The 25,998-nt window shown below is 62.4% G+C and carries 30 protein-coding genes and 1 riboswitch; of the genes, 21 read left to right on the forward strand and 9 right to left on the reverse strand.

The window, feature by feature from the left end; translation table 11 throughout:
• A complete protein-coding gene (locus M2395_RS21475; RefSeq protein ID WP_011062707.1) occupies positions 1 to 540 on the forward strand; it encodes a DUF2058 domain-containing protein in 540 nt (179 codons plus the stop codon).
• Between the two features lie 101 nt (positions 541 to 641).
• Here the strand turns inward: M2395_RS21475 and M2395_RS21480 are convergent, their stop codons facing one another.
• The 4 genes from M2395_RS21480 to purM all read right to left on the reverse strand — a co-directional run bounded on the left by M2395_RS21480 (position 642) and on the right by purM (position 3,557).
• Positions 642 to 830 carry a hypothetical protein gene (locus M2395_RS21480; RefSeq protein WP_011062706.1) on the reverse strand — a complete coding sequence of 63 codons (189 nt, stop codon included), beginning with the start codon at positions 828 to 830 and terminating at the stop codon, positions 642 to 644.
• Between the two features lie 284 nt (positions 831 to 1,114).
• The gene (locus M2395_RS21485; RefSeq protein WP_011062705.1) at positions 1,115 to 1,828 is read right to left on the reverse strand and encodes a DUF3108 domain-containing protein; all 714 of its coding nucleotides are present in this window, start codon (positions 1,826 to 1,828) and stop codon (positions 1,115 to 1,117) included.
• Between the two features lie 8 nt (positions 1,829 to 1,836).
• Complete coding sequence (gene purN / locus M2395_RS21490) at positions 1,837 to 2,487, reverse strand: phosphoribosylglycinamide formyltransferase (RefSeq protein WP_077934628.1); 651 nt, start codon at positions 2,485 to 2,487, stop codon at positions 1,837 to 1,839.
• An 11-nt stretch (positions 2,488 to 2,498) separates the two neighbouring features.
• Positions 2,499 to 3,557, reverse strand: coding sequence for a phosphoribosylformylglycinamidine cyclo-ligase (gene purM, locus M2395_RS21495; RefSeq protein ID WP_123431314.1), 1,059 nt, complete (start codon positions 3,555 to 3,557; stop codon positions 2,499 to 2,501).
• Between the two features lie 370 nt (positions 3,558 to 3,927).
• On the opposite strand from purM, the gene M2395_RS21500 reads away from it, so the two are divergent.
• The 6 genes from M2395_RS21500 (at position 3,928) to M2395_RS21525 (ending at position 9,217) form a co-directional block, all read left to right on the forward strand.
• The gene (locus tag M2395_RS21500; RefSeq protein ID WP_015636645.1) at positions 3,928 to 4,968 is read left to right on the forward strand and encodes a DUF2066 domain-containing protein; all 1,041 of its coding nucleotides are present in this window, start codon (positions 3,928 to 3,930) and stop codon (positions 4,966 to 4,968) included.
• A 37-nt stretch (positions 4,969 to 5,005) separates the two neighbouring features.
• The gene (locus M2395_RS21505; RefSeq protein ID WP_011062701.1) at positions 5,006 to 6,079 is read left to right on the forward strand and encodes an AI-2E family transporter; all 1,074 of its coding nucleotides are present in this window, start codon (positions 5,006 to 5,008) and stop codon (positions 6,077 to 6,079) included.
• 207 nt (positions 6,080 to 6,286) lie between these two features.
• Positions 6,287 to 6,991, forward strand: coding sequence for a DnaA regulatory inactivator Hda (gene hda, locus M2395_RS21510; protein WP_007898944.1), 705 nt, complete (start codon positions 6,287 to 6,289; stop codon positions 6,989 to 6,991).
• 223 nt (positions 6,992 to 7,214) lie between these two features.
• Complete coding sequence (locus M2395_RS21515; protein WP_015636644.1) at positions 7,215 to 7,835, forward strand: C40 family peptidase; 621 nt, start codon at positions 7,215 to 7,217, stop codon at positions 7,833 to 7,835.
• 164 nt (positions 7,836 to 7,999) lie between these two features.
• The gene (locus tag M2395_RS21520) at positions 8,000 to 8,533 is read left to right on the forward strand and encodes a C40 family peptidase (protein ID WP_011062699.1); all 534 of its coding nucleotides are present in this window, start codon (positions 8,000 to 8,002) and stop codon (positions 8,531 to 8,533) included.
• Between the two features lie 21 nt (positions 8,534 to 8,554).
• Positions 8,555 to 9,217, forward strand: coding sequence for a class I SAM-dependent methyltransferase (locus M2395_RS21525; RefSeq protein WP_041752473.1), 663 nt, complete (start codon positions 8,555 to 8,557; stop codon positions 9,215 to 9,217).
• A 2-nt stretch (positions 9,218 to 9,219) separates the two neighbouring features.
• Here M2395_RS21525 and M2395_RS21530 read toward each other — a convergent pair whose 3' ends face one another.
• Positions 9,220 to 10,539 carry a sorbosone dehydrogenase family protein gene (locus tag M2395_RS21530; protein ID WP_077934626.1) on the reverse strand — a complete coding sequence of 440 codons (1,320 nt, stop codon included), beginning with the start codon at positions 10,537 to 10,539 and terminating at the stop codon, positions 9,220 to 9,222.
• 70 nt (positions 10,540 to 10,609) lie between these two features.
• Positions 10,610 to 11,191, reverse strand: coding sequence for a hypothetical protein (locus M2395_RS21535; RefSeq protein WP_011062696.1), 582 nt, complete (start codon positions 11,189 to 11,191; stop codon positions 10,610 to 10,612).
• A gap of 171 nt (positions 11,192 to 11,362) precedes the next feature.
• Positions 11,363 to 11,596, forward strand: a riboswitch (cobalamin riboswitch).
• Positions 11,597 to 11,676: 80 nt separating this feature from the next.
• On the opposite strand from M2395_RS21535, the gene cobO reads away from it, so the two are divergent.
• From cobO to M2395_RS21605, 14 genes are all read left to right on the forward strand, one after another.
• Positions 11,677 to 12,288, forward strand: coding sequence for a cob(I)yrinic acid a,c-diamide adenosyltransferase (gene cobO / locus M2395_RS21540; RefSeq protein WP_041119478.1), 612 nt, complete (start codon positions 11,677 to 11,679; stop codon positions 12,286 to 12,288).
• Positions 12,289 to 12,298: 10 nt separating this feature from the next.
• On the forward strand, positions 12,299 to 13,639 hold the full coding sequence (locus M2395_RS21545) for a cobyrinate a,c-diamide synthase (protein WP_077934625.1): 1,341 nt from the start codon (positions 12,299 to 12,301) through the stop codon (positions 13,637 to 13,639).
• Complete coding sequence (bluB, locus tag M2395_RS21550; protein WP_011062693.1) at positions 13,632 to 14,282, forward strand: 5,6-dimethylbenzimidazole synthase; 651 nt, start codon at positions 13,632 to 13,634, stop codon at positions 14,280 to 14,282. Before M2395_RS21545 ends, bluB begins: the two co-directional genes overlap by 8 nt.
• Positions 14,279 to 15,187 carry an adenosylcobinamide-phosphate synthase CbiB gene (gene cbiB, locus M2395_RS21555; RefSeq protein ID WP_015636637.1) on the forward strand — a complete coding sequence of 303 codons (909 nt, stop codon included), beginning with the start codon at positions 14,279 to 14,281 and terminating at the stop codon, positions 15,185 to 15,187. The genes bluB and cbiB overlap by 4 nt, the downstream gene beginning before the upstream one ends.
• The gene (gene cobD / locus M2395_RS21560; protein ID WP_123431313.1) at positions 15,180 to 16,172 is read left to right on the forward strand and encodes a threonine-phosphate decarboxylase CobD; all 993 of its coding nucleotides are present in this window, start codon (positions 15,180 to 15,182) and stop codon (positions 16,170 to 16,172) included. Before cbiB ends, cobD begins: the two co-directional genes overlap by 8 nt.
• Complete coding sequence (locus M2395_RS21565) at positions 16,169 to 17,620, forward strand: cobyric acid synthase (protein ID WP_053153254.1); 1,452 nt, start codon at positions 16,169 to 16,171, stop codon at positions 17,618 to 17,620. The genes cobD and M2395_RS21565 overlap by 4 nt, the downstream gene beginning before the upstream one ends.
• Before the next feature lie 42 nt (positions 17,621 to 17,662).
• Complete coding sequence (gene cobU / locus M2395_RS21570) at positions 17,663 to 18,184, forward strand: bifunctional adenosylcobinamide kinase/adenosylcobinamide-phosphate guanylyltransferase (protein WP_041119473.1); 522 nt, start codon at positions 17,663 to 17,665, stop codon at positions 18,182 to 18,184.
• On the forward strand, positions 18,181 to 19,236 hold the full coding sequence (gene cobT, locus M2395_RS21575) for a nicotinate-nucleotide--dimethylbenzimidazole phosphoribosyltransferase (protein ID WP_077934624.1): 1,056 nt from the start codon (positions 18,181 to 18,183) through the stop codon (positions 19,234 to 19,236). The genes cobU and cobT overlap by 4 nt, the downstream gene beginning before the upstream one ends.
• The gene (gene cobC / locus M2395_RS21580) at positions 19,233 to 19,808 is read left to right on the forward strand and encodes an alpha-ribazole phosphatase family protein (RefSeq protein WP_077934623.1); all 576 of its coding nucleotides are present in this window, start codon (positions 19,233 to 19,235) and stop codon (positions 19,806 to 19,808) included. The genes cobT and cobC overlap by 4 nt, the downstream gene beginning before the upstream one ends.
• A gap of 1 nt (position 19,809) precedes the next feature.
• Entirely contained in the window at positions 19,810 to 20,541 is a 732-nt protein-coding gene (locus M2395_RS21585) for an adenosylcobinamide-GDP ribazoletransferase (protein WP_077934622.1), read from the forward strand.
• 70 nt (positions 20,542 to 20,611) lie between these two features.
• Positions 20,612 to 21,016 (forward strand): MarR family winged helix-turn-helix transcriptional regulator, encoded by a 405-nt coding sequence (locus tag M2395_RS21590; RefSeq protein WP_015636631.1) that lies wholly within the window; start codon positions 20,612 to 20,614, stop codon positions 21,014 to 21,016.
• A 52-nt stretch (positions 21,017 to 21,068) separates the two neighbouring features.
• The gene (locus tag M2395_RS21595; protein ID WP_077934621.1) at positions 21,069 to 22,271 is read left to right on the forward strand and encodes an MFS transporter; all 1,203 of its coding nucleotides are present in this window, start codon (positions 21,069 to 21,071) and stop codon (positions 22,269 to 22,271) included.
• Entirely contained in the window at positions 22,268 to 22,390 is a 123-nt protein-coding gene (locus M2395_RS21600) for a hypothetical protein (RefSeq protein WP_015636629.1), read from the forward strand. The genes M2395_RS21595 and M2395_RS21600 overlap by 4 nt, the downstream gene beginning before the upstream one ends.
• Positions 22,391 to 22,445: 55 nt before the next feature.
• Positions 22,446 to 22,997, forward strand: a complete 552-nt coding sequence (locus M2395_RS21605) for a glutathione peroxidase (protein ID WP_015636628.1) — start codon at positions 22,446 to 22,448, stop codon at positions 22,995 to 22,997.
• A 79-nt stretch (positions 22,998 to 23,076) separates the two neighbouring features.
• Here the strand turns inward: M2395_RS21605 and M2395_RS21610 are convergent, their stop codons facing one another.
• From M2395_RS21610 to M2395_RS21620, 3 genes are all read right to left on the reverse strand, one after another.
• Entirely contained in the window at positions 23,077 to 24,357 is a 1,281-nt protein-coding gene (locus tag M2395_RS21610; protein WP_011062682.1) for an OmpP1/FadL family transporter, read from the reverse strand.
• A 144-nt stretch (positions 24,358 to 24,501) separates the two neighbouring features.
• On the reverse strand, positions 24,502 to 24,984 hold the full coding sequence (locus M2395_RS21615; protein WP_015636627.1) for a hypothetical protein: 483 nt from the start codon (positions 24,982 to 24,984) through the stop codon (positions 24,502 to 24,504).
• Between the two features lie 272 nt (positions 24,985 to 25,256).
• Entirely contained in the window at positions 25,257 to 25,481 is a 225-nt protein-coding gene (locus M2395_RS21620; protein WP_011062680.1) for a hypothetical protein, read from the reverse strand.
• Positions 25,482 to 25,998 lie beyond the last annotated feature (517 nt).

Raw genomic sequence — 25,998 nt, forward strand, 5'->3', positions numbered from 1 at the left:
ATGAGCCTTTCCCTTCGCGACCAGTTGCTCAAAGCAGGGCTGGTCAACCAAAAGCAGGCCAAGCAGGTCAGCAAAGACAAGCAGAAGCAGCAGCGCCTGGCCCACAAAGGCCAGATCGAACTCGATGACTCCCAGCAGCGTGCGGCCCAGGAAGCCATGGCCGAGAAGGTCAAGCGCGACCAGGAGCTCAACCGTCAGCAACAGGAAAAGGCCGAGCAGAAAGCCCGCGCGGCGCAGGTCAAGCAACTGATCGAAGTGTCGCGGCTGCCCAAGCTGAACACCGAGGACTACTACAACTTCGTCGACGACAAGAAGGTCAAGCGCCTGTCGGTGAATACCCTCATGCGCAACAAGCTGAGCAGCGGCTCCCTGGCCATCGTCCACCATGGCGGCGGCTACGAGGTGATTCCGCGGGAAGCCGCGCTGAAGATCCAGGAGCGCGACCCGCGCCGAATCGTGCAGCTCAATACGCCCACCGAGGCGCCGGATGAAGATGATCCGTACGCGGCCTACCAGATCCCCGACGATCTGATGTGGTAAGCCTTGAATAACGACAAACCCCGCTCATGGCGGGGTTTGTCGTTTGTGGGGGAGGCCGTTGATCCGCGTGGAGATCCCGGCACTCCGGCACTGAGGTCGAGTCAGGAGCTCTGGGGCGCGCGGTTCTGCTCGAGTTTTTCCAATTCAGCCTTGTAGCTGTGGGCGTCGCTCTCGGAGTGGAACATGCCCACCAGCATGTCTTGTTGATGTACATCCCAGATCCGTACACCCGCGGCTACGCCTTCATGGGACATATGTGAATCGTCGCGTTCAGTTACTTTTACAGTCATCTGCTAGCTCCAATCTCTGTTGATCTGCAGCAAGGCGTGTGCAGGACTCTGTTATATATTTTGTTAGCTTGCTAAGTAAATTGCCTGGCGCTGCAACAAACCTTTGCAGAATCGAAGAAAATCCTGCAGCCCGCGTAAACCGTGACATTTCGCCGCAGGGCGTACCGCTTCATGACAAAAGTTTCATCTTCGAGGGCTTGTGCCGGGGCTTGCTGTGCGGGCGAGGAACCAAATCCCGGGCAAAAAAAAGCCCCGCTTTCGCGAGGCTTCGTGACTGCTGCGGCTCAGCTGCCTTTGACCGTCTTGCCGTCAACGGTGCCGTTGAGGAGCATGATGTTGTACTCCTTGCCGTCGGTTTCCACCTGTTGCAGGCGCACCAGCAGGTAATCCCAGTCCTTGGCGAACCACATCACGGTGATGCGTTTGCTCTGTGTCGGGTCGCGAACGCGCTCGACCTTGATCGCATCGATCTGGCCAGCCTTGGTGTCAACCTTCTCCGAGCCCAGGACACGGAAGTCATAGGTGTCGACTTCACCGCCGTCGACCACTTGATAGCTCATGGTCTTCTTGCCGGCTGCCACATCGTGCTGCAGGGCCAGCTGGTAGGTGGATTTATCCACCATGCCGGTGTTCAGCGGCAGCTTGACCGCATCACCACGGTCGGTGCCGGTGACCATCTTGGCTTTCCAGTCGAAATCCAGGTCGGCTTTCTTGGCTTTGCCCAGACCACCACGCTCGAAGCGATAGGACTGGGGCACCAGGGTGTCCTTGTCCAGGGTCAGGGTGCTTTCCTCGCTCAGGCTGGCGATCATCATCGATGCCTTGAAGCTGAGTTTCCACGCACCATTGGCGGTTTTTTCCAGGCTGCGTTCAGCAGTGCCGCTCATGGGCAGTTGCTTCCAGTCGGCGGTGTAGCTGGCGGAGAACGGATGAAGGTCTGCCGCCTGCACAGCCGGCAGGGCGAACAGAGCGCAAGCGAAGAGCAGGGCGCGACGCATAAAATCTCCTAGGTTCGAATCAAATAGCCGCTGGCGGCCAGTAATTGACCATCCAGTAAAGCACCCTGATCGCCGAGCGTCAGCCGACCTTCGGCAAACCAGCGTACGGCCATGGGGTAAATCCGGTGTTCCTGGACGTGCACTCGCTGCGCCAGGCTCTGCGGCGAGTCGTGCAACTCTACCGGGATCACAGCCTGTACGACCAGAGGGCCGCCATCGAGTTCCTCGGTGACGAAGTGCACGCTGCAGCCATGCTCCGTATCTCCGGCCTCCAGCGCCCGCTGATGAGTGTGTAACCCTTTGTATTTCGGGAGCAGCGAGGGGTGGATATTCAGCAGCCGGCCCTGGTAGTGGCGGACGAATCCGGCGCTGAGAATACGCATGAATCCGGCCAGGACCACCAGTTTGGGTTGGAAGGTATCGATCATCTCGATCAGCCCCTGATCGAAGGCCTCCCGGCCTTCGAAGGCGGTGTGATCGAGGAAGCGGGTAGCGATACCCGCTTCCTTGGCGCGCTGCAGGCCATAGGCGTCAGCGCGGTTGGAGATCACGGCGGCGATGCGCACCGGGCTGTCGCCGGTGTGCACGCTGTCGATCAAGGCTTGCAGGTTACTGCCGGTGCCGGACAACAGCACCACAACATCACAGGTCGGCGACATCCGCTCTTGCATCAGTGAGCCTTGAGGTTCTTCAGCTCGACCTGGGCCGCGCCTTCGGCTGCGGTGGCGATCTGGCCGATGACCCATGGCTGCTCGCCCGCCTCGCGCAGGACCTTCAGGGCGTTCTCGACCTGATCCTGGGCCACGCAGATGACCATGCCCACGCCGCAGTTCAGCACGCGGTGCATTTCGTGCTCGTCGACGTTGCCTTTTTCCTGCAGCCAGTCGAAGACCGCCGGGCGCTGCCAGCTCGCCACGTCGACCACGGCCTGGGCGCCTTTTGGCAGCACGCGCGGGATGTTGTCCAGCAGGCCGCCACCGGTGATGTGGGCCATGGCCTTGACCGCGCCGGTGTCCTTGATCAGCTTCAGCAGTGGCTTGACGTAGATGCGGGTCGGCGCCATCAGCAGGTCGGTCAGTGGTTTGCCGTCCAGCTGGATGTTTTCGATGTCGGCGCCGGAGACTTCGATGATCTTGCGGATCAGCGAGTAGCCGTTGGAGTGCGGGCCGGAGGAGGGCAGGGCCAGCAGGGCATCGCCGGCGGCAACTTTCGAGCCGTCGATGATCTCGGCCTTTTCCACCACGCCTACGCAGAAGCCGGCCAGGTCGTAGTCTTCGCCTTCGTACATGCCAGGCATTTCAGCGGTTTCACCGCCCACCAGGGAGCAGCCGGACAGCTCGCAGCCAGCGCCGATGCCGGTTACCACTTGGGCTGCGGTATCGACGTTGAGCTTGCCGGTGGCGTAGTAGTCGAGGAAGAACAGCGGTTCGGCGCCGCAGACCACCAGGTCGTTGACGCACATGGCCACCAGGTCGATGCCGATGCTGTCGTGCTTGTTCAGGTTCAGGGCCAGGCGCAGCTTGGTGCCGACGCCGTCAGTGCCGGAGACCAGCACCGGTTGCTTGTAGCCGGCCGGGATTTCGCAGAGGGCGCCGAAACCGCCCAGGCCGCCCATGACTTCCGGGCGCGCAGTGCGCTTGGCGACGCTCTTGATGCGTTCGACCAATGCTTCACCGGCGTCGATGTCTACACCGGCGTCTTTGTAGCTCAGGGAGGGTTGCTTGCTCATGATCCAGGCCTTTAGGGGGGATTCAGGGGTATCGACCGAACCAGTGAGACTGCCGGAAACACAGGAAAAGTGTTTCAGGGTGCCCAGCTGATGCCGGTCTGCGAAGGCGCGCGATTTTATCAGGCTTGAGGGGCAGCGGCCATCCTCGGGCCGACGGGGAGAGGCATATCCTGTTAAAAAAACCGCGATTGGTCGTGTTGGTGCTCCTGCCCATGCCTGTATAAGGTATAGCGCTCAAGTGGCTATCGTTATGACAGCGCGAAAACTATCGGGCGCCGGGTGAATGTTTTGCCCAGGCTTGTGGTCACAGCCTTGCTCGCCGCGGTTCAAGTGCGCTGTTTCAATCGTTTTCTGTCGTCGGGAATCTTCCATGCGTCTGGGTAAATTTCTGTTTGTGGGCTGTTTGTCATTGGTCAGCCTGGCGAGTCATGCCGAAACCCTCAATGGCCTGTATCAAGTGCGTGAGCCTGTGAGCAGCCAGTCGCCCGAAGAGCGCGACCAGGCCACGCAACGGGCCCTGGAAACCCTGGTGTTGCGCCTCACTGGCGACGCCAAGGCCGCCCAGGGGCCAGGGCTGGCGGCGATCCGCAAGGACCCGCAGCAGATCATCAGTCAGTACGGCTACGACGCCGGCCCGCCGGAAAGCCTGCAGGTGGATTTCGATCCGGTCACCACCGATCGCGCCCTGCGTCAGGCCGGGCTATCGCTCTGGGGCAACAACCGGCCGTCGATCATCGGCTGGTGGTTGAGTGATTCCACCGAAGGCTCGAGCCTGGTGGGTGATGGCCAGGCCAGCGCGGCGCCCTTGCGGCGTGCGGCTCAACATCGTGGCTTACCCCTGCGCCTGCCGCTGGGGGATCTGAACGAGCAGATCGTCGCCACGGCGCCGAATCTTGAAGGTTCCGATCCGGCGCCGCTGCGTGAAGCCTCCGAGCGTTACGGTGCTGATGCGTTGCTGGCGGTACATGCCCGGGAAGAAGGTGGCCAATGGCAAGCCAAGTGGCGGCTGTGGCTGGGCGATCAGAAGGAGCAGGGCACTGTCCAGGGCGCCGATACCGCGGCCCTGGCCGATGGGGTGTTGCTGGCGGTGAGCCAGCGTCTGGCGCCCCGTTTCGTCACTCGTCCTGGTGCTTCCAGCGAGCAGTTGCTGGAAGTGCAGGGCATGACTCTGGAGCATTACGCGGCCCTTGGGCACTTGCTGGAGCCTTTTGGTGCGCAGTTGCAGAGCGTTGACGGTGATCGGATCGTCTATCGCGTCAACGGCAGTGCTGAGCAGCTGCGGGCGCAACTGTCGCTGGCCAAGCTGCAAGAGATTCCGGCGGGTGAAGCGCCTGCGCCGCATGCTCCTGTACAAGGCGCTGAAGGGGCCGCGCCGCCGGCGCCGCAGGCCCAACTGCGTTTTCGTTGGTAGCAGGTTGTTTCCTTCTATATAGAAGCTGGAGAGGTATATGGCTGATACGCGTCGTTGGGTCTGGTTGGGTGTCGTGCTCCTGGCCTGCGGGTTCGTCTACCTGCTGCACCCGATCCTCAGTCCGTTCCTGGTGGCGCTGTTGCTGGCCTACCTGTTCGATCCGCTGGTGGACCGGCTGGAGCAATGGGGGTTGTCGCGGACCTGGGGCGTGGTGGCGGTATTCGCCCTGTTCACCCTGATCGTCATGACCCTGCTGCTGGTGCTGGTGCCCATGCTGGCCAAGCAGTTGGTGCGGCTCTATGAACTGGCGCCGCAGATGCTCGATTGGGTCCAGCACAGCGCCATGCCCTGGGTGCAGTCCAAGCTCGGTCTGGCGGACGGCTTCTGGAAGTTCGACAAGGTCAAGGCGGCCATCAGCGAGCACATGGGCCAGACCACCGATATCGTCGGCGTGGTGCTGAGCCAGGCAACGGCTTCGGGCCTGGCGCTGATTGGCTGGCTGGCCAATCTGGTGCTGATCCCGGTGGTCAGCTTCTATCTGCTGCGGGACTGGGACTTGATGATGGCCAAGATCCGCAGCCTGTTGCCACGCAGCCGCGAAGAGCAGGTGGTGTCTCTGGCCGGGGAGTGCCATGAAGTGCTGGGGGCTTTTGTTCGCGGGCAATTGCTGGTGATGCTGGCTCTCGGGGTGATCTACGCCGCGGGCCTGATGCTGGTGGGGCTGGAGCTGGGGCTGTTGATCGGTCTGATTGCCGGTCTGGCGGCAATCGTGCCGTATATGGGCTTTGTCATCGGCATTGGCGCGGCTCTGATTGCCGGGCTGTTCCAGTTCGGTGGCGACCTGTATCCGATGATCGGCATTGTCGCGGTATTCATGGTGGGGCAAGCCCTTGAGGGCATGGTGCTGACGCCGTTGCTGGTGGGCGATCGCATCGGCCTGCACCCGGTGGCGGTGATCTTTGCCATTCTTGCCGGCGGCGAACTGTTCGGTTTTACCGGGGTGCTGCTGGCGCTGCCGGTGGCAGCGGTGATCATGGTGCTGGTGCGCCATGTGCATGATCTGTACAAGGATTCGGATCTCTACAGCGGTGCTGAAGACCCCGAGTTGTAAAGGGGCGCGCGGGCCTTCGTGACGGTTGGCGGCGCTCGGCCGGCTGTCACGGTAGCTGTCAAGGAACGCCCTTCGATTGCGTTTGGCTGTCGCAAACCTTTGATTTTGCTTGTGGTCTGCTGCATTGTGCGCTCGGCGTCACGGGTATAAACTTTGCAAACTTTACACAGAGGCCACTAACGGTTCGTTTGGAACTGTTCAGTCAGCATGAAACCGATTCAGCTGCCCCTAGGTGTGCGTCTGCGTGATGACGCCACCTTCATCAACTACTACCCAGGCGCCAATGCCGCAGCACTCGGCTACGTCGAGCGCCTCTGCGAAGCCGACGCCGGTTGGACCGAAAGCCTGATCTACCTCTGGGGCAAGGATGGCGTGGGCCGCACGCACTTGCTGCAGGCCGCGTGCCTGCGTTTCGAGCAGTTGGGGGAGCCGGCGGTGTATCTGCCGCTGGCGGAGCTTCTGGATCGCGGTATCGAGATTCTCGACAACCTGGAACAGTACGAGCTGGTTTGCCTGGATGACCTGCAGGCAGTGGCTGGCAAGGCGGATTGGGAAGAAGCGCTGTTTCATCTGTTCAACCGCTTGCGCGACAGTGGTCGGCGCCTGTTGATCGCGGCCTCGACCTCGCCTCGCGAGTTGCCGGTGAAGCTGGCGGATTTGAAGTCTCGCCTGACCCTGGCACTGATCTTTCAGATGCGCCCGCTCTCCGACGAAGACAAATTGCGTGCCTTGCAGCTAAGGGCATCCCGCCGGGGGCTGCATCTGACCGACGAGGTCGGGCATTTCATCCTGACCCGCGGTACCCGCAGCATGAGTGCCCTGTTCGAGCTTCTCGAGCGCCTCGACCAGGCTTCGTTGCAGGCCCAGCGCAAGCTGACCATCCCTTTTCTGAAAGAGACTCTGGGCTGGTAAAGACAAGGCTTCCAGGGCTTTCGGGGGCGACCTTCGGCATATTCCAGGCGCCAGAAAACGCACCTTTGGAAGGGTTTCCAGAGGTGGGCGGACTTAAAATGGGCTTAAAGCCTTAGATGTACGGAAGAAACTCATAAGTCACATTCTGATCGATTGAATTTGCAAATGAGGGCGATAGAAGGCATAGTCGCGTCTTCTTTTATTTCAAGCCACGGTCGTGCCCATGCTAAATCGCTTCGCACCCCTCGTGCCTCTCGCACTCGTCACCCTGTTGTTTGGTTGCGCCTCCCACACTCCGGTGTCCCAGCAGCAACCTGTCCAGCAGGCTCAAGTCTCCGTCAAAAACCAGTCTTCCGCTGTTTATCAGGAAGAGCTGGCAACTGAAAAGGAACTGGCAGAGTTCTCTGACAGCAAGCCTTACCAGTTGCCAGTTCTGGCTGACAGCATCCTCGAGCGCGGCATGTCCCTGATCGGTACCCGTTACCGTTTCGGCGGTACCTCGGAAGCCGGCTTCGATTGCAGCGGTTTCATCGGTTATCTGTTTCGTGAAGAGGCGGGCATGAACCTGCCGCGTTCCACTCGCGAAATGATCAACGTGAAAGCGCCTCTGGTAGCGCGCAACAATCTCAAGCCGGGTGATCTGCTGTTCTTCAGCACCAACGGCCGTGGGCGCGTCAGCCACGCAGGTATCTACCTGGGCGATGACCAGTTCATCCACTCCAGCAGCCGTCGCAGTGGCGGTGTGCGGGTCGACAGCCTGGGCGATAGCTACTGGAGCAAGACCTTCATCGAAGCCAAGCGCGCACTTGCCATGGCTCCAACCGTGGTCACTGCACGCAAATAAGCGGACTATTTGTAGGGCGAAGTTAAAGTCTTACTTGAAGTTTGGCGTGTAGGCGCTAGAATCCTGATCTATTGTTGAAACTAACCGCGTAAGCCTTGCTTACGCGGTTTTGTTTTCAGTGCCACGGCAGAGAAAGCCGCATCCCGATCAGGATTGTCCAGCTTATGTCGACCTCAGCCCGTTTTGCTCTTATTGCCCTCGCAGCGCTGCTCAGCGCCTGTGCCAGCCGTACCCCGCCGCCTGCGCCTGTGGTGCGTGCTCCGGTGTTCAACTCCTCCCAAACCTTCTCTCCGGTTGCCGAAGACGTGCTGTTCCGCGCCCTTGGGCTGGTGGGCACGCCTTATCGCTGGGGCGGCAACACCCCGGATTCCGGTTTCGACTGCAGTGGCCTGATCGGTTACGTCTACCGCGATGCGGCGGGTATTTCCCTGCCGCGTTCAACCCGGGAAATGATCGGCATGCAGGCGCCGGATGTGGGCAAGAACGCGCTGCAGACCGGCGATCTGATCTTCTTCGCCACCAATGGCGGCTCCCAGGTCAGCCATGCGGGCATCTACGTGGGGGAAGGGCGCTTCGTGCATGCGCCGGCTACCGGCGGCACGGTGAAGCTCGACAGCCTGTCCAAGGCCTATTGGCAGAAGGCCTACCTGAGCGCGAAGCGCGTCCTGCAGCCAGAACACCTGGCGCGCAATCCCTAATCTTCTCTGGTCGAGGTGCCTGTGACCGCTCGGACGCTGAACCTCGACGATGCCCTCTACCATTACCTGCTGGACGTTTCCCTGCGTGAAACGCCCCTGCTGCGTCGTCTGCGGGATGAAACCCAGGCAATGCCCACCGCCCGTTGGCAGGTGGCGCCCGAGCAGGGCCAGTTCCTCGCGTTGCTGGTGAAGTTGACCGGCGCCCGTCGCGTGCTGGAGGTCGGCACCTTCACCGGCTACAGCGCCCTGTGCATGGCCCAGGCGCTGCCTGAAGACGGTTCTCTGATCTGCTGCGACATTCCCGGCGACTACAACGCTACGGCCCTGCGCTACTGGCAGGAGGCGGGGGTGGGCCAGCGCATCGAACTGCGCCTGGCCCCGGCCCTGGATACCCTGGCCAGCCTGGAGCGAGCGGGGCAGCTTGGCTGTTTCGACCTGATCTTCATCGATGCCGACAAGGCCAACTACCCGGCCTACCTGGAGGTCGCGCTGGGCCTGCTGCGCGTTGGCGGGCTGCTGGTGTTCGATAACACCCTGTGGAGCGGGCGCGTGCTGGAGACCGATTCCCTGAGCGAGGATACCCGAGCCATCCAGGCGCTCAATCGCGCCTTGAAGGATGACTCGCGTATCGATCTGTCGCTGCTGCCGCTGGGAGATGGTCTGACGCTGTGCCGCAAGCGTTGAGCCTAGGGGGCTTTGGCGGCGGAGACTCGCCAGATCTTGTTGCCGACATCGTCGGCCACCAATAACCCGCCTTGCTGGTCGATCACCACTCCGACCGGGCGTCCCATGGCCTTCTCGTCGGCATTGAGAAAGCCGCTAAGCACATCGATCGGCGCTCCATTGGGCTTGCCGGCGCTGAATGGCACGAAAATCACCTTGTAGCCGCTATGGGGTTTGCGGTTCCAGGAACCGTGCTGGCCGATGAAGGCGCCTTCGGTGAAGGGGGCGGGGAGCTTGCTGCCGTCGGCGAAGGTCAGCCCCAGCGACGCGGTGTGCGGGCCTACCGCGTAGTCCGGGGCGATGGCCTTGGCCACCAGGTCGAGGTTCTGCGGCTCGACCCGTACATCCACATGTTGCCCGTAGTAGCTGAAGGGCCAGCCATAGAACGCGCCATCCTTGACCGAGGTGATGTAGTCCGGCACCAGGTCGCTGCCGATTTCGTCCCTCTCGTTGACTGCGGTCCAGAGTGCGCCGCTGGCCGGCTCCCAGGCCAGGCCATTGGGGTTGCGCAGGCCGGTGGCGAACAGGCGGTGCTGGCCGCTTTCACGGTCCACCTCCCAGATCGCCGCCCGGCCTTGCTCCTTGTCCAGGCCGTTTTCGCCGACGTTGCTGTTGGAGCCCACGGTGACGTAGAGCTTGCTGCCGTCCTTGCTGGCGATGACGTTCTTGGTCCAGTGATGGTTGAGGGTGCCGCCGGGCAGGTCGACCACCTTGGTGGCGGCTGCGCTGATCTGGGTGTCGCCGCTCTGATAGGGAAAGCGCAGTAGCTTGTCGGTATCGGCCACATACAGGTCATTGCCCACCAGGGTCATGCCAAAGGGCGAATTGAGGTTCTCCAGAAACACTGTGCGGGTCTCCGCCACGCCATCGTGATCCTGGTCCCTTAGCAGGGTGATGCGGTTGGCGCTGGGCACGGCCGCCCCGGCACGGCCCATGACCTTGCCGGCGATCCAGCCGCGAATGCCCTGGCTGTCATCCGGTTTGGGCGGGGCGTTGGTTTCCGCCACCAGCACATCGCCATTGGGCAGGACGTAGAGCCAGCGTGGATGGTCGAGGTTCTCGGCGAAAGCCTTGACCTGGGTGCCGGCCGCGGCCTGGGGTTTTGCGCCTTGCGGCCAGCCGATGGCGGGGGCGATGTTGACCGTGGGGATCAGCGTCGGGTTGGGTTCCGGCAGCTTGGGGTTGGGGCCGGTGCCGTCGGATACCTGCAGGCTGGAAGTTTCGCCGCAGGCGGCGAGGCCGGCGGCGATGGCGATCAGTAGGCTGTGCTGAAGCTTGAGCATGCGAATTTCCCTATGAGTGCACGGACGTCGTAGTCATAGAGAAGCATAGCCAGTCGATGGTTCCGCCCGATCAGCGGGCCTCCTTGAAGAGCACGGCGACGCCCGGGTGGTAGTGGCCGGCCTCGTTGTGCAGCTTGCGATAGGCGTAGGGGAAGTACCAGGCCACGGCGCAGCAGTGCTCTTTCTGCAGTTCGTCGAGCATGTCCTGGAGCTCTTCCGGCGTAGCGCTGTGCTGGGATTTTTGTGGGGCAACGAACAGGCACCCCAGTCTCAGGTCGCTGGCGTAGCTGATCTTTCTTGCATCCTGGGCAACGTCCAGCAGTGCCTGGGTCAGGTTCAGGCTGTTGACCCTTGGCCAGCGCTGGGTGGCGTGTATGTAGGCGCGCTCTTCCTTGGTGGCCAGGTACAGGTCGGTGCGGGCGTTGCGCGCCCCTTCCTCCTGCTGTTTCCTGCTGGGGCTGTGTTCCAGGCTGACCATCTCGGCCATCCAGGCCGACGCGCTGAGCAGCCCGAGATTGGCCTGCTCGTCGAACCAGTAGGGCGTTTCGTTATCGCCGCGAACCGCGTTGTAGCGATCGATGCAATCGAACCAGCGTTCCAGCATCGGGCGCAGGAATTCCAGCTTCGGATTGCTGATGATCATGCCTTGCATCGAACTCACCCCTTATTGTTGTGTGGTTGGCGCCTGGGGCGCTGAAAAGTGGCTATTTGATATCATTGCTCTGAGTGTGGCACAAGATTGGCGTCAGTTTATTGATGCAGTGCAGTTTTGTGCCGGGGGCGACGGCCGGCTTTAATTGACGCTCCACCCCCAACCCTCTAACCTTCGCGACTTGTTTCAGGTGCTCTGTGGCCCGTGGCCGACAGAGTGAAACAGGGAAGCCGGTCAGGGTCTGTTCCAGTGATGGAGCCGACGACGATTCCGGCGCTGCCCCCGCAACGGTAGATGAGTCAAGACTGCGCCTGACGCCACTGTGTCAATGACACGGGAAGGCGCGCAGTCCGGCAGCCATGCCGCTCATGAGCCCGGAGACCGGCCTGATCCATCCAACGGCATCACGGTGGGCGATGCCAGGCTAGCGCCGTCTGTTCCTTTTTCCTGCCCCCCGTTCCCCAGCCCCAACGGAGAGCTGCCCCATGAGTGAATCCCTCGATCGTGACGAGCGCCATCTGGCGCGCATGTTGCGCAAAAAAGCCGTGATCGATGAACGCATTGCCAACTCGCCCAACGAATGCGGCCTGCTGCTGGTATTGACCGGCAACGGCAAGGGCAAGAGCAGCTCGGCCTTCGGCATGCTGGCGCGGTCCATGGGCCACGGTATGCAGTGTGGCGTGGTGCAGTTCATCAAGGGGCGTAACAGCACCGGCGAAGAACTGTTCTTCCGGCGTTTCCCCGAGCAGGTGCGCTTTCACGTGATGGGCGAAGGCTTTACCTGGGAAACCCAGGATCGCCAGCGCGATATTGCTGCGGCTGAAGCCGCCTGGGCGGTTTCCAGGGAGTTGCTGAGCAACCCGGATATTGGCCTGGTGGTGCTCGACGAACTGAACATTGCCCTCAAGCACGGCTACCTGGATCTGGATCAGGTGCTCAGTGACCTGCAGGCACGTCCGCCCATGCAGCATGTGGTAGTGACCGGTCGCGGCGCCAAGCCGGAGATGATCGAGCTGGCCGATACCGTGACCGAGATGGGCATGGTCAAGCACGCCTTCCAGGCCGGGATCAAGGCGCAGAAAGGTGTCGAGCTGTGAGCGTGAATTCATGACTGATGTTCGTCATTGCCCGGCAGTGTTGATCGCCGCACCGGCTTCCGGCCAGGGCAAGACCACGGTGACCGCGGCCCTGGCCCGCTTGCACCGAAACCGGGGGCGCAAGGTCCGGGTTTTCAAGTGCGGCCCGGATTTCCTCGACCCGATGATTCTTGAGCGCGCCAGTGGTGCCGCCGTGTACCAGTTGGACATGTGGATGGTGGGCGAGCAGGAAAGCCGCCGTCTGCTCTGGGAGGCGGCGGGAGAGGCCGACCTGATTCTGATCGAAGGGGTCATGGGCCTGTTCGATGGCACCCCTTCCAGCGCCGATCTGGCGCGGCATTTCGGCGTGCCGGTGCTGGGGGTGATCGATGGCACCGCCATGGCCCAGACCTTCGGCGCCCTGGCTCTGGGCCTGGCGCGCTACCAGCCGGACCTGCCGTTTGCCGGGGTGCTGGCCAACCGGGTTGGTACCCTGCGCCATGCGCAGTTGCTGGAAGGCAGCCTGACGGAAGGCTTGCGCTGGTATGGCGCCTTGTCCCGGGAAACCGATATCGAGCTGCCCAGCCGCCATCTGGGGCTGGTGCAGGCCAGCGAGCTGAATGATCTGGACCTGCGCCTGGATGCCGCCGCCGAGGCCCTGGCCAGCAGTTGCCAGGTGGAACTGCCGCCAGCGGTGAGTTTTGCTTCACCCACGCCGGTGGATTGCGCGCCGCTGCTGAAGGGCGTGCGGATTGCCGTGGCGCGGGACGAGGCGTTTGCCTTCACCTATGGCGCCAGCCTCGATCTGTTGCGAGCCATGGGGGCGCACTTGAGCTTCTTCTCGCCGATCCACGATACCCAACTGCCCGACGCGGACAGCCTGTACCTGCCCGGCGGCTATCCCGAGTTGCACCATCAGGCCCTGGCCCGCAACAGCCGCATGCTGCAGGCCATTCGTGCCCATCACGCGGCCGGCAAGCCGCTGCTCGCCGAGTGCGGCGGCATGCTCTACCTGCTGGACTCCCTGACCGATGTCGAAGGCCAGCGTGCCGAGCTCCTGGGCCTGCTGCCCGGAGATGCGGTAATGCAGAAGCGCCTGGCGGCACTGGCCTTGCAAGCGGTGGAGTTGCCCGAAGGCAATCTGCGCGGCCACACCTATCACCATTCCCTGACCAGCACCGAGCTGCTGCCCATCGCCCGTGGGCTCAGCCCCAACGGCGGGCGCGGCGCGGAAGCGGTGTATCGCCAGGGACGGATGACGGCCTCTTATGTGCACTTCTATTTCCCGTCCAATCCGGCGGCGGTGGCGGCGTTGTTTGCGCCGGGCGCGCCTGTTCAGCCGGTTTTAGCCGAGGGCGTGGCGGGTGAGTGAGCAGGGGTTCTCTGAGGCGCAGCGCGAGGGGGTCTATCGGGCCATCGCTGAGCGCCGCGACATGCGTCATTTCGCGGGTGGCAGTGTCGAGCCGGCAGTGCTGCGGCGCTTGCTGGAAGCAGCGCATCAGGCGCCCAGTGTCGGGTTGATGCAGCCCTGGCGTTTTATTCGCATCAGCGACCGCCTGTTGCGCAAGCACATCCAGCAGTTGGTGGAGGCGGAGCGGGTGCGCACCGCCCAAGCCCTGGGTGAGCGTTCCGACGAGTTCATGAAGCTCAAGGTCGAAGGCATCAGCGATTGTGCCGAGGTGCTGGTGGCCGCCTTGATGGATGACCGCGAACGACACATCTTCGGCCGTCGGACCCTGCCGGAGATGGACCTGGCGTCCCTGTCCTGCGCCATCCAGAACCTGTGGCTGGCGGCCCGCAGCGAAGGCCTGGGAATGGGGTGGGTGTCTTTGTTCGATCCTCAGGCCCTGGCCGATCTGCTGGGGCTGCCGGCAGGTGCCAAGCCCGTGGCCGTGCTGTGCCTGGGCCCGGTCACCGAATTCTACCCGGCGCCGATGCTGGCACTGGAAGGCTGGGCGCAACCGCGGCCGCTGAGTGAGTTGTTGTATGAGAATTACTGGGGAGTGAGTCAATGAGTGTGGCCTTGCTGAGTGTCGCCGGGGTCGCGCTGGATGCGCTGCTGGGCGAACCCAGGCGCTGGCATCCGCTGGTGGCGTTCGGCCGTGTGGCCGATCGTATCGAGCAACGTTTCAACTCCGCCGGCCGTGGCTGGCGCAGCCATGGCGTCACCGCCTGGGTGCTGGCGGTGGTGCCCCTGACCCTGGTGGCCACAGCGCTGTCCTGGTTGCCCTACGTCGGCTGGCTGGTGGAAATCCTGGCGTTGTACTGCGCCTTGGGCCTGCGCAGCCTCGGCGAGCATGTGGAGCCGGTGGCCCAGGCGTTGCGCAGTGACGATCTGGAAGAAGCGCGCCGCCGGGTGGGGTTTCTGGTGAGTCGCCAGACCAGCGAGCTGGACGCCACCGAAGTGGCCCGCGCGGCCACCGAATCGGTGCTGGAAAACGGCAGCGACGCGGTGTTCGCCGCGCTGTTCTGGTTTGCCGTGGCCGGCGCGCCCGGGGTGGTGCTCTACCGTCTGAGCAATACCCTGGATGCGATGTGGGGCTACCGCAACGAGCGCTTCGAACGTTTTGGCTGGGCTGCGGCGAAGATTGACGACCTGCTCAATTACATTCCCGCGCGCCTGGTGGCCCTGACTTACGCCTTGCTGGGCAAGACCCGGCTGGCACTCAAGTGCTGGCACCGCCAGGGCCCGACCTGGGACAGCCCGAATGCTGGCCCGGTGATGGCGGCCGGGGCGGGCGCCCTGGGAGTGGAACTGGGTGGCGCAGCGATTTATCACGGTGAGCTGCATCAGCGCCCGCAACTGGGTGAAGGCGAGCCGGCCAGTGCCGGTTCCATTGATCGTGGCTGGCAGCTGGTGCAGCGGGGTGTCTGGCTGTGGCTGCTGATTCTTTGCCTGGGGGCTGAATTCTATGCTTGAGCACGGCGGACGACTGCGCAAGGCGGCCGAGCAATACGGGATTGCCGAAGATGCCTGGCTGGACTTGTCCAGCGGGTTGGCGCCCTGGCCGTTTCCCCTGCCGCCCATTGCGCTGCGTGCCTGGGCGCGCCTGCCGGAAACCGATGACGGACTGGAACAGGCGGCCCGCGAATACTATGGCGCCAGTGAAGTGCTGCCGGTGGCCGGCTCCCAGGCAGCAATCCAGTTGCTTCCGCGCTTGCGTCGAGCGGGCAAGGTCGGTGTGCTGTCGCCCTGTTATGCCGAGCATGCCGAAGCCTGGCGCCGCAGCGGCTACCGGGTACGCGAAGTGCTGGAGCAGGAAGTGGATTTCTTCCTCGACAGCCTCGATGTGCTGGTGGTGGTCAACCCGAACAACCCTACCGGACTGAGCCTGACCCCGGAGCGCCTGCTGGACTGGCACGCGCGCCTGGCTCAGCGTGGTGGCTGGCTGGTGGTGGATGAAGCCTTCATGGACAACACCCCGCACCTGAGCCTGGCTCGCCACGCCCATCAGGTGGGGCTGATTGTGTTGCGTTCGTTCGGCAAGTTCTTTGGCCTGGCCGGAGTACGCCTGGGTTTTGTCCTGGCCGAGCGCCGGCTGCTCAAACTGCTGGCGGAGCAGGTCGGACCCTGGGCGGTCAGCGGGCCGACCCGGGTGGTGGGGCAGGCCTGCCTGCGCGATACCCAGGGGCACGCCCGGCAAAGGTTGCGCAGCGAAGCGGCGAGCGAGCGTCTGGTTGAAGTCCTCGAGCGCCATGGTCTCAAGCCCCAGGGCGGTTGCGCGCTGTTTCAGTGGCTGATCAGTGCCGAGGCCGAATCGCTTTATCACTTCATGGCGCGCCGCGGCATTCTCCTGCGGCTGTTCACCCATAACAGCAGCCTGCGCTTCGGCCTGCCCGCCGAGGAGGCCGATTGGGATCGCCTGGAACAGGCGCTGCAGGCCTATCGCAGGGAATATCCATGAGCACTCTGATGGTTCAAGGCACCACCTCGGATGCCGGCAAGAGCACCCTGGTGACGGCCCTGTGCCGTTGGCTGCGGCGCCAGGGTGTCAGCGTGGTGCCGTTCAAGCCCCAGAACATGGCCCTCAACAGTGCGGTGACTGCCGATGGCGGCGAGATCGGCAGGGCCCAGGCCGTCCAGGCCCAGGCGGCCAATCTGGCGCCCCACACCGACATGAACCCGGTGCTGCTCAAGCCCAATAGCGATACCGGCTCTCAGGTAATCATTCACGGCCGCGCCGTGACCAGCATGAACGCGGTGGCCTATCACGACTACAAGGCCATCGCCATGCAGGCCGTACTGGCTTCCCATGAGCGCCTGAAAAGCGCTTATCAGGTGGTGATGGTGGAAGGTGCCGGCTCGCCGGCGGAGATCAACCTGCGGGCCGGCGATATTGCCAACATGGGCTTTGCCGAGGCGGTGGACTGCCCGGTGCTGCTGATCGCCGACATCAACCGCGGTGGGGTCTTCGCCCATTTGGTGGGCACCCTGGAACTGCTGTCTCCCAGTGAGCAGGCCCGGGTAAAGGGCTTCATCATCAACCGCTTTCGTGGCGACCTGGCGTTGTTGCAACCGGGCCTGGACTGGCTGGAGGCCCGTACCGGCAAGCCGGTGATCGGCGTGCTGCCCTATGTCCTGGACCTGCACCTGGAAGCCGAGGACGGTATCGACCAACGCCAGGTGGGCAAGGTCGAACAGTTGCTCAAGGTGGTGGTGCCGGTGCTGCCGCGCATCAGCAATCACACGGATTTCGATCCGTTGCGCCTGCATCCTCAGGTCGACTTGCAATTCATCGGCCCCGGCCAGGCGATTCCTGCTGCCGATCTGATCATCCTCCCCGGCTCGAAAAGCGTACGGGGCGATCTGGCCTACCTGCGCAGCAACGGCTGGGATCGGGCGATTGCCCGCCACCTGCGCTACGGCGGCAAAGTGCTGGGCATCTGCGGTGGCCTGCAAATGCTTGGCGAGCAGGTGCATGACCCGCTCGGGCTCGAAGGCGCTGCGGGCTCCAGCCCCGGCCTGGGCCTGCTGGCATTTGAAACCGTGCTCGAAGAAGAGAAACAGCTGCGTAACGTCAGCGGTCGCCTGAGCCTGGAGAATGCCGCGGTCAGTGGTTATGAAATTCACGCCGGGGTCACTCGCGGGCCGGCCCTGGAGCTGGCCGCCGTGCAACTGGACGACGGTCGCAGCGATGGCGCCTGCAGCGCCGACGGGCAGATCCTCGGGACTTACCTGCACGGTCTGTTCGAAACCCCTGCGGCCTGCAGTGCGCTGCTGCGCTGGGCCGGGCTCGAAGCGGTGCAGGAGGTGGATTACCACGCCTTGCGTGAACGCGATATCGAGCGTCTGGCGGACCTGGTGGAGCATCACCTGGACACCGCTGCACTGCGTCGGCTCTGTGGCCTTTGAGCGCTCAACCCAGGCCGTCTTCCCTATCAGAGGTGCCCAAGCATGTTGCAACTGATCCTCGGCGGTGCCCGGTCCGGCAAGAGCCGCCTCGCTGAAAAGCTCGCCGGTGACAGCGCCCTGGCGGTGACCTACATCGCCACCAGCCAGCCCCTGGATGGCGAGATGAATCAACGCATTGCCCATCATCGCGAGCGGCGTCCGGCCCATTGGGGCTTGATCGAGGAGCCGCTGGAGCTGGCCCGGGTGCTGCAGGAATCTGCCGGCGAAGGGCGCTGCCTGCTGGTGGACTGCCTGACCCTGTGGCTGACGAACCTGCTGATGCTTGAGGACCCCGAGCGTCTGGCCGCCGAACGCGAGGCCTTGTTGCATTGCCTGGCGAACTTGCCGGGGGAGATCATTTTTGTCAGCAACGAAACCGGAATGGGTGTCGTGCCGCTGGGCGAATTGACTCGCCGCTATGTGGATGAAGCCGGTTGGCTGCATCAAGCCCTGGCCGAGCGTTGTCAGCGAGTGGTGCTGACGGTCGCCGGCCTGCCCCTGACTTTGAAAGGAACTGCGTTATGAGTAACTCCTGGTGGCTGGAACCGTGCAAGGCAATCGACACCCAGATGGTCGAGCAGGCCCTGGCGCGTCAGCAGCAACTGACCAAGCCGGCCGGCTCTCTCGGGCGCCTGGAGCCACTGGCGGTACGCCTGGCGGGCCTGCAAGGACGGCTCAAGCCCGGCATCGAGCGGCTATGGATCGCCATCTTCGCCGGTGACCATGGGGTGGTGGCCGAGGGCGTTTCCGCCTACCCGCAGGAAGTCACCGGGCAGATGTTGTTGAACTTCGTCAGCGGCGGAGCGGCCATCAGCGTGCTGGCCCGGCAACTGCAGGCGCAACTGGAGGTGGTGGATCTGGGCACAGTGACGCCAGGCTTGAACCTGCCGGGGGTGCGCCACCTGAACCTGGGGGCTGGCACGCAGAATTTTGTCCAGGGGCCGGCCATGACCCATGCACAAGGCGAGCAGGCCCTGCAAGCCGGCCGCGACAGCGCGCTGCGGGCTCATGCCGACGGCGCCCAGCTGTTTATCGGCGGTGAAATGGGTATCGGCAATACCACCGCAGCCAGTGCCATTGCCTGTGCCCTGCTGGGGATTCCAGTGGCACAACTGGCCGGGCCGGGCACCGGCCTGAATGCCGAGGGGGTCAATCACAAGGCGCAGGTTATCGAGCGTGCCCTGGCGCTGCACGATGCCTCTCGCGGCGATGCCTTGCAGACCCTGTTCAACCTGGGTGGCTTTGAAGTGGCGGCGCTGGTGGGGGCTTACCTGGCGTGTGCCCAGGAGGGCATTGCGGTGCTGGTGGACGGTTTCATCTGCAGCGTCGCCGCGTTGGTGGCGGTGCGTCTGAATCCGGCCTGCGCGCCCTGGTTGCTGTTCGCCCACCAGGGCGCCGAGCCCGGGCACCGGCATGTGCTGCAGACCCTGCAAGCCGAACCCTTGCTGGACCTGGGCCTGCGCCTGGGTGAAGGCAGCGGCGCCGCCCTGGCAGTGCCGTTGCTGCGGCTGGCCTGTGACCTGCACGGGCAGATGGCGACTTTCGCCGAAGCAGCGGTGGCGGATCGTCCGGTATGACCTTGCGCCTGGACCTGTTGCGCCACGGTGAAACCGAACTGGGTGGTGGCCTGCGCGGCAGCCTGGACGATGCGTTGACTGCAACGGGCTGGCAACAGATGCGCGAAGCTGTCCAGGGGCGGGGTCCCTGGGACCGGGTACTGAGTTCGCCATTGCAGCGCTGTGCGCGTTTCGCCCAAGAAATGGCGGAGCAGCTGCAGTTGCCGCTGAGCCTCGAGCCTGATCTTCAGGAACTGCACTTTGGCGCCTGGGAAGGGCAGAGCGCGGCGGCGCTGATGGAAACCGACGCCGATGATCTGGGGCGTTTCTGGGCCGATCCCTATGCATTCACCCCGCCTGGGGGCGAGCCGGTAGAGCTGTTCTCCCTGCGGGTGCTGGGGGCGATAGAGCGCTTGTACCAGGCCTGCGCCGGGCAGCGTGTGCTGCTGGTCAGCCATGGCGGGGTCATGCGCTTGCTGCTGGCCCGGGCTCGAGGGCTGCCGCGCCAGCAGTTGTTGAACGTTGAAGTGGGTCATGGCGCGCTGTTTCGTCTGCAGGTCGCCAGCGAAGGCCGGATGAGCGAGGAGGGCTGAGATGTTGCCGTTCTGGATTGCCTTGCAGTTTCTCAGCAGCCTGCCGGTCCGCCTGCCGGGCATGCCTCGGCCTGAAGAGCTGGGCCGCTCGCTGTTGTTCTATCCGTTGGTGGGGCTGCTGTTCGGCGTGCTGTTGTGGGTGCTGAATGCCATGCTGGGCGGTATTCCCCTGTTGCTGCATGCGGCCTTGCTGCTGACCGCCTGGGTCCTGCTCAGCGGTGGTCTGCACCTGGATGGCCTGGCGGACAGTGCCGATGCCTGGCTGGGGGGCTTTGGCGATCGAGAGCGGACCCTGAGCATCATGAAGGACCCCCGTAGTGGTCCGATCGCCGTGGTGACCCTGGTGCTGGTGCTGCTGCTCAAGTTCACCGCCCTGGTGGCGCTGATCGAACAGCAGCAGGGCTTTGCCTTGTTGCTGGCGCCGCTGATCGGCCGCGGGGCATTGCTGGGCCTGTTTCTCTGCACGCCTTATGTGCGTGCCGGTGGGCTGGGGCAGGCGCTGGCTGACCACCTGCCACGTGTGGCCGGGCGGCAAGTGCTGGGCTTGAGCGTACTGGCCTGTTTGCTGCTGGGAGGCTACAGCGGGTTATGGGCAGTGCTGCTGGCCACTGTGCTGTTCTTCTGGCTGCGGCAAGTGATGATGCGGCGCCTGGGTGGTACCACTGGAGACACTGCCGGGGCTGTGCTTGAACTGTTGGAAACTGCCGTATTGCTCGGGGTGGCGCTGTTTTGAGTGGAGCACGGGATTGACGATTTTCATGAAAAATCTTGCCTTGGAATAATCACGGGTATATACACGCATCATGCTTCCCTCTCAGTGTTTGTGCACCAACCTGCGTCGCGCCGCCCGTGGCGTCAGCAGGTACTACGACGGCGCCCTTGATGGCTTCGGGATCAACGTTGCCCAGTATTCTCTGCTGAACAACCTGTTGCGCCTTGATCAGCCAAGCATTTCCAGCCTGGCGGAAGCCATGGGGCTGGATCGCAGCACGCTCGGGCGCAATGTGCGGGTCCTGGAAGCTGCAGGGCTGGTGCGCCTGCAGGAAGGCGACGATCAGCGAAACCGGCTGGTGCTGTTGACCGAGGCCGGGCATGAGCGGCTGGTGGCGGCCTTGCCTGCGTGGGAAGCGGCTCAGCAGCGGTTGATCGATCGCCTGGGTGTGGAAAAGCGTGAAACCTTGTTGGCCTTGCTGAACGAACTGTCTTGAGCGCCTTTCGTTCGACTATAAGCGGGTATATACCCGTAACTGGAGAATAAAAATGTCATCGATTTGGCGTACCAGCGGCTGGGTGCTTCTCGGCAGCGCATTGATCCTGGCCTTGTCGCTGGGGATCAGGCATGGCTTCGGCCTGTTCCTGCCGCCCATGAGCGCGCAGTTTGGCTGGGGGCGCGAAGTCTTCGCCTTCGCCATTGCCCTGCAGAACCTGATCTGGGGGCTGGCCCAGCCTTTTACCGGAGCCTTGGCCGATCGTTTTGGTGCGGCGAAAGTGGTGCTGGTGGGTGGCGTGCTGTACGCGGTCGGGCTGGTGTTCATGGGGCTGTCGGATTCGGCCCTGACCCTGTCCCTGAGTGCCGGGCTGCTGATCGGCATAGGTCTGTCGGGTACGTCCTTCTCGGTAATTCTCGGTGTTGTCGGCCGCGCCTTGCCGCCGGAAAAACGCAGCATGGGCATGGGGATTGCCAGTGCGGCAGGTTCCTTCGGCCAATTTGCCATGCTCCCCGGAACCCTGGGGCTGATCGGCTGGCTGGGCTGGTCTACGGCGCTGCTGGTGCTGGGCTTGCTGGTGGCCTTGATCGTGCCATTGGTGAGCATGCTCAAGGACAAACCGCTGCCGGCGCTGGGACATGAGCAGAGCCTCATGGAGGCCTTGCGTGAAGCCTGTTCCCATTCAGGGTTCTGGCTGTTGGCATTCGGCTTTTTCGTCTGTGGCTTCCAGGTGGTGTTCATCGGCGTGCACTTGCCGGCGTATCTGGTGGACCAGCACTTGCCGGCGACCGTGGGCACCACGGTGCTGGCCCTGATTGGCCTGTTCAATATCTTTGGTACCTATACCGCCGGCTGGCTGGGTGGGCGGATGTCCAAGCCGCGCCTGCTGACGGGCCTGTATATGCTACGGGCGGTGGTGATCGGGCTGTTCCTGTGGTTGCCGGTGACTCAGGCCAGCGCCTATCTGTTCGGCATGGCCATGGGCTTTCTCTGGCTGTCCACCGTGCCTTTGACCAACGGCACCGTGGCCACCTTGTTTGGCGTGCGCAACCTGTCCATGCTCGGCGGCATTGTGTTCCTGTTCCACCAATTGGGGTCTTTCCTTGGTGGTTGGCTGGGGGGCGTGGTGTATGACCGTACCGGGAGCTACGACTTGATCTGGCAGGTGGCGATTCTCCTTAGTCTGTTGGCTGCGGCACTGAACTGGCCGGTGCGCGAGCGGCCGGTGGCGCGTTTGCAGGCCAGCGCGGCATGAACCGCTGGCTGCTGCGCGGTGCCGGCCTGGGCCTCGGCATTCTATTGTTGCTGCTGGCCTGGTGGGGCTGGCACCGGGGCGGCCTGGCGCTGATGCAGCTGGGCATGGGCGCTTGCTAGGGGAGCGAGGGGGCGAGTAACGTCGTAGCCCGACACTTTGACAAGGATTCTGGACATGGCTATGCGCTGGTTTGCGGTTCCAGCTTTACTCGCGACCTTGGCCGGCTCGGCATGGGCGGCGGACTGTCCGCCCCTGTTGCAGGGTTCCTTGCCCAAATTGCACGCCAAGGAATCCATCGACTTGTGCCAGCGCTTTGCCGGCAAGCCGCTGGTGGTGGTCAATACGGCGAGCTTCTGCGGGTTTGCTCCGCAATTCAAAGGCCTTGAGGCGCTGTACCAGCGTTACAAGGATCAAGGGCTGGAAGTGGTGGGCGTGCCCTCCAATGACTTCAAGCAAGAGTCCAAGGATGGCGCGGAGACTGCCAAGGTCTGCTACGTCAATTACGGCGTGACCTTCACCATGACCGAGCCACAGAAGGTTCGGGGGGCGGATGCGGTGCACCTGTTCAAGGTGCTGGCGCAGCAGAGTAGCGCGCCGAAGTGGAATTTCTATAAATACGTGGTGGATCGCCAGGGCAATGTGATTGCCAACTTTTCCAGCCTGACCAAACCGGACAATCCGGAATTCATCGAAGCGGTGGAGAAGGCATTGGCGTCGAAATCCTGAGAAAGCCTATTCATTAGCCAATAAAAAACCCGCATCTGCGGGTTTTTTATTGGTTTGAAACTGCGCGGCCTAGAGTTCGTTAGAACTTGTAGGTGGCGCCCAGGCCGTAGCCCCATGCGCTGTTCTGGTAAGTAGCGCTGTAGGCATTGCCTTTGCCGGTTCTGTTGACGTTGACGTCTTCTTCCTTCAGGTAGGAAACCGCCAGGTCCAGAGTCAGGTCTTCAGTCGGGCTGTAGCCGGCACCGAAGCTGATGGCCTTACGGTCACCGGTAGGGATACGTACGGAACGGTCGGTGTTGTTGGTTGGCGCCTGGTCAACCGAGAGGCCGCTGCGCAGAACCCACTCTTTGTTGACCTTGTAGGAAACACCAACAGCCGAGGCCCAGGTGTCGTGCCAGTTCTGTGGCTCGGTGATGGTGCCGATCGGGCCCCTGGAACCGCCAAGCAGGGCAGGAACACCTTCGTTGTTCACGGTGATGTCTTTCAGGCGGCTCCAGCGAGTCCAGGTGCTACCTGCGTAGACGGTCCACTGGTCATCCAGTTTCTGGGTGACAGAGAAGTCGACGACTTCCGGAGTAGTGATGTCCAGCGAGGCGTCGTAACGGCCGCCATTGAACGGACCGAAGCCCGGGCCGGCGATGTTGGTGTGGCCTTCCAGCTTGTACTTGACCTTCGAGTGGTAGGTCAGGCCCAGGCGAGTAGTGTCGGTAGGCTGGACGATGATGCCGACGTTGTAGCCGATGGCGGTATCGTCACCCTTGATCTTCACGCTGCCATCATTGCGGCCGAAGAGCGCAGGGTTTGGAAACGGAGTCGCGGAAGTCAGTTCACCGCTCAGGCGGTTGATGGTCGGGCCGAAGCCGATCGACACCATGTCATTGAAGGCATAGCTGACGGTCGGTTGCAGGGTGACGACCTTGACTACGCTCTTGTCGCCGTAATAGCGGCTGGCAGAAGTGGACTCATAGTTGGTAACCAGGCCGAAGGGGGCATAGGCGCCCAGACCCAATGCCCAGCCGTTGCCCAGTTGTTTGACGAAGAACCCCATAGGAACGCTGGTGAACGGAACCATGTCGCCGTCGCTGGTGCCGCCGGGTGGGCCTCCCTTGACGTTTTTCAGGTTGGTCTTGGCATCGATTGCCGCTACGCCGACAGTTACCTGGTCACGTTGCAGCAGGGACATGCCGGCAGGGTTACCGTAAACGGTGCTGGCATCTTCGGCAGAAGAGGAACGACCCGCGAAGCCGGTACCCATGCCGCTGATGCTTTGTTCGTTAAGAGCAAAACCGCTGGCGAAAAGTTGGGTAGAGGCAAGTGCAACCGCGAGACTTATGGTGGATTTGAGCATTACTTTTTTCATTATTAGAACTCCTGGTGATCACCGAGGCGAAAATTACCAACATTTCGATCTCGGCGCTATAGGCTGCAACAGTTGATTTAGAGCGGTTTTGTAGGACAATCCGACCAAAATCGGCTTCTTTCTCCGATTTTGCAAAAGTCGTTGTCAGCAGGCGACCTGGTTTAACGGTGCAATGCAGGTCTGCCAGGCGCAGGCGAAATCTCTTAAACGTCCTTGTGGTTGAAAGGTCTTCCTCCAGATGCGGGCCATGCCGAGCAGGTCGTCGGCAGCGGGGAGCGGCGTGTGTTGTTCTTCCACCAGCAACCAGGCAATGGCGGTGGCGTAACGCAGGTTGACGGTCAGTTCCAGGTGCGGCCCGCTGAGGAACGCATGCTGGCTGGCGAGCCCGCGAACCAGGCTGGCCCGTTCCGGATCCAGTGCCAGGTACTGGTCCCAGAGGGCTTGATGGCGCAATTCGGTGATGCGGTAGAGGCCGTGGCCACGACGATCGTGCAGGGCTGAGCCCAGCGCCGATTGGCTGGCGGCAATGCCCAGCAGCAGGACTTCAGCGGTTTTGCTATGGCTGCCCAGGTACATCAGCGTCGGGCGGATCACATAGCGGCACAACTCGCTGGCGGCGATACCCATAAAGCCCTCGAAGTGTGAAATGGCCGGCGAAACCTGAAGGGCGCTTGGCAGCAAAAAAGGATCAGGTTTGCCGGAAGCGGTTCAGGCCGCTTGAGTTGAAGTGTAGTGTCATATCTGTGCTGTAAAGGACTGTTTTTAAAATATTTCCGTCCTCTTGTTATAAGCCTTATATCGATTGGTACTTTGCTCTGTAGGGTAAATGGGCGAATTGCAGGCAATAAAAAGCCCCGCGATCAGGCGAGGCTTTTCAGGGTTTTCAGCAGTTCGGCGTATCAGGCAACCAGGGCCTGGCGCGCACGTTCGATCACTGCCTGCAGCGGTTCGGCGCTGGAATACTGGTCGGGATACAGGCGTTCGCTGTGACGGGCGATCCCATGTTCGTTGACCAGAGTGAAGCTGAAGCAACCTTTGCGAGCGGCCATGATCAGGCAGTTCAACGGTGCAAAGGCGTGGGTTAGGGTGCGAATGGCATCCTGAGTCTGGATTTGAGTAGACATAATTATTAGGTGTTCCTACAAATGACACGGTTAAGAACCGTGCAACGTTAAAACGTTCCAGTAAACGTCGACCAGCATTGGTCAAACGAAGAACCTGACTGGAACAAAGCAGCCAGTTGCAGCGCGTTGATTGGTTGCGCTAGGGCTGGCAGGTAGGTACTTAGGAGGGCAGGCAACACAGCAAGGGCAAAGGTTCGGGGCCCAGGGTGGAGATCCTGATCAATTTGCAGGTTGGTTCGGTCAGAGTAAATGGCTCGAGCACTGCCGTTGAATTCGTATCAAGGGCGATAGGGTGAGCTTTACCTGGAAACCATCGAGGTGGTCGGTCCTTGGTGTTCGACGTTGTGCTCGGTTGGAGACGCTGTCGATGGGACTTGTTCGACCAGAATTGACTTTCAGCTTGGTACTAACGGCGAGGATTCTATTGGGTTGAACGACATAATGCAAGTGTGCTAGGAAAAAACTTTCAGAAGAGGCCAGAGGCTCAAGCATCAGCTGTGTAACCGTTGCTGTTGTG

Source organism: Pseudomonas sp. BIGb0176, assembly GCF_024810175.1.
GTDB lineage: Bacteria > Pseudomonadota > Gammaproteobacteria > Pseudomonadales > Pseudomonadaceae > Aquipseudomonas > Aquipseudomonas protegens.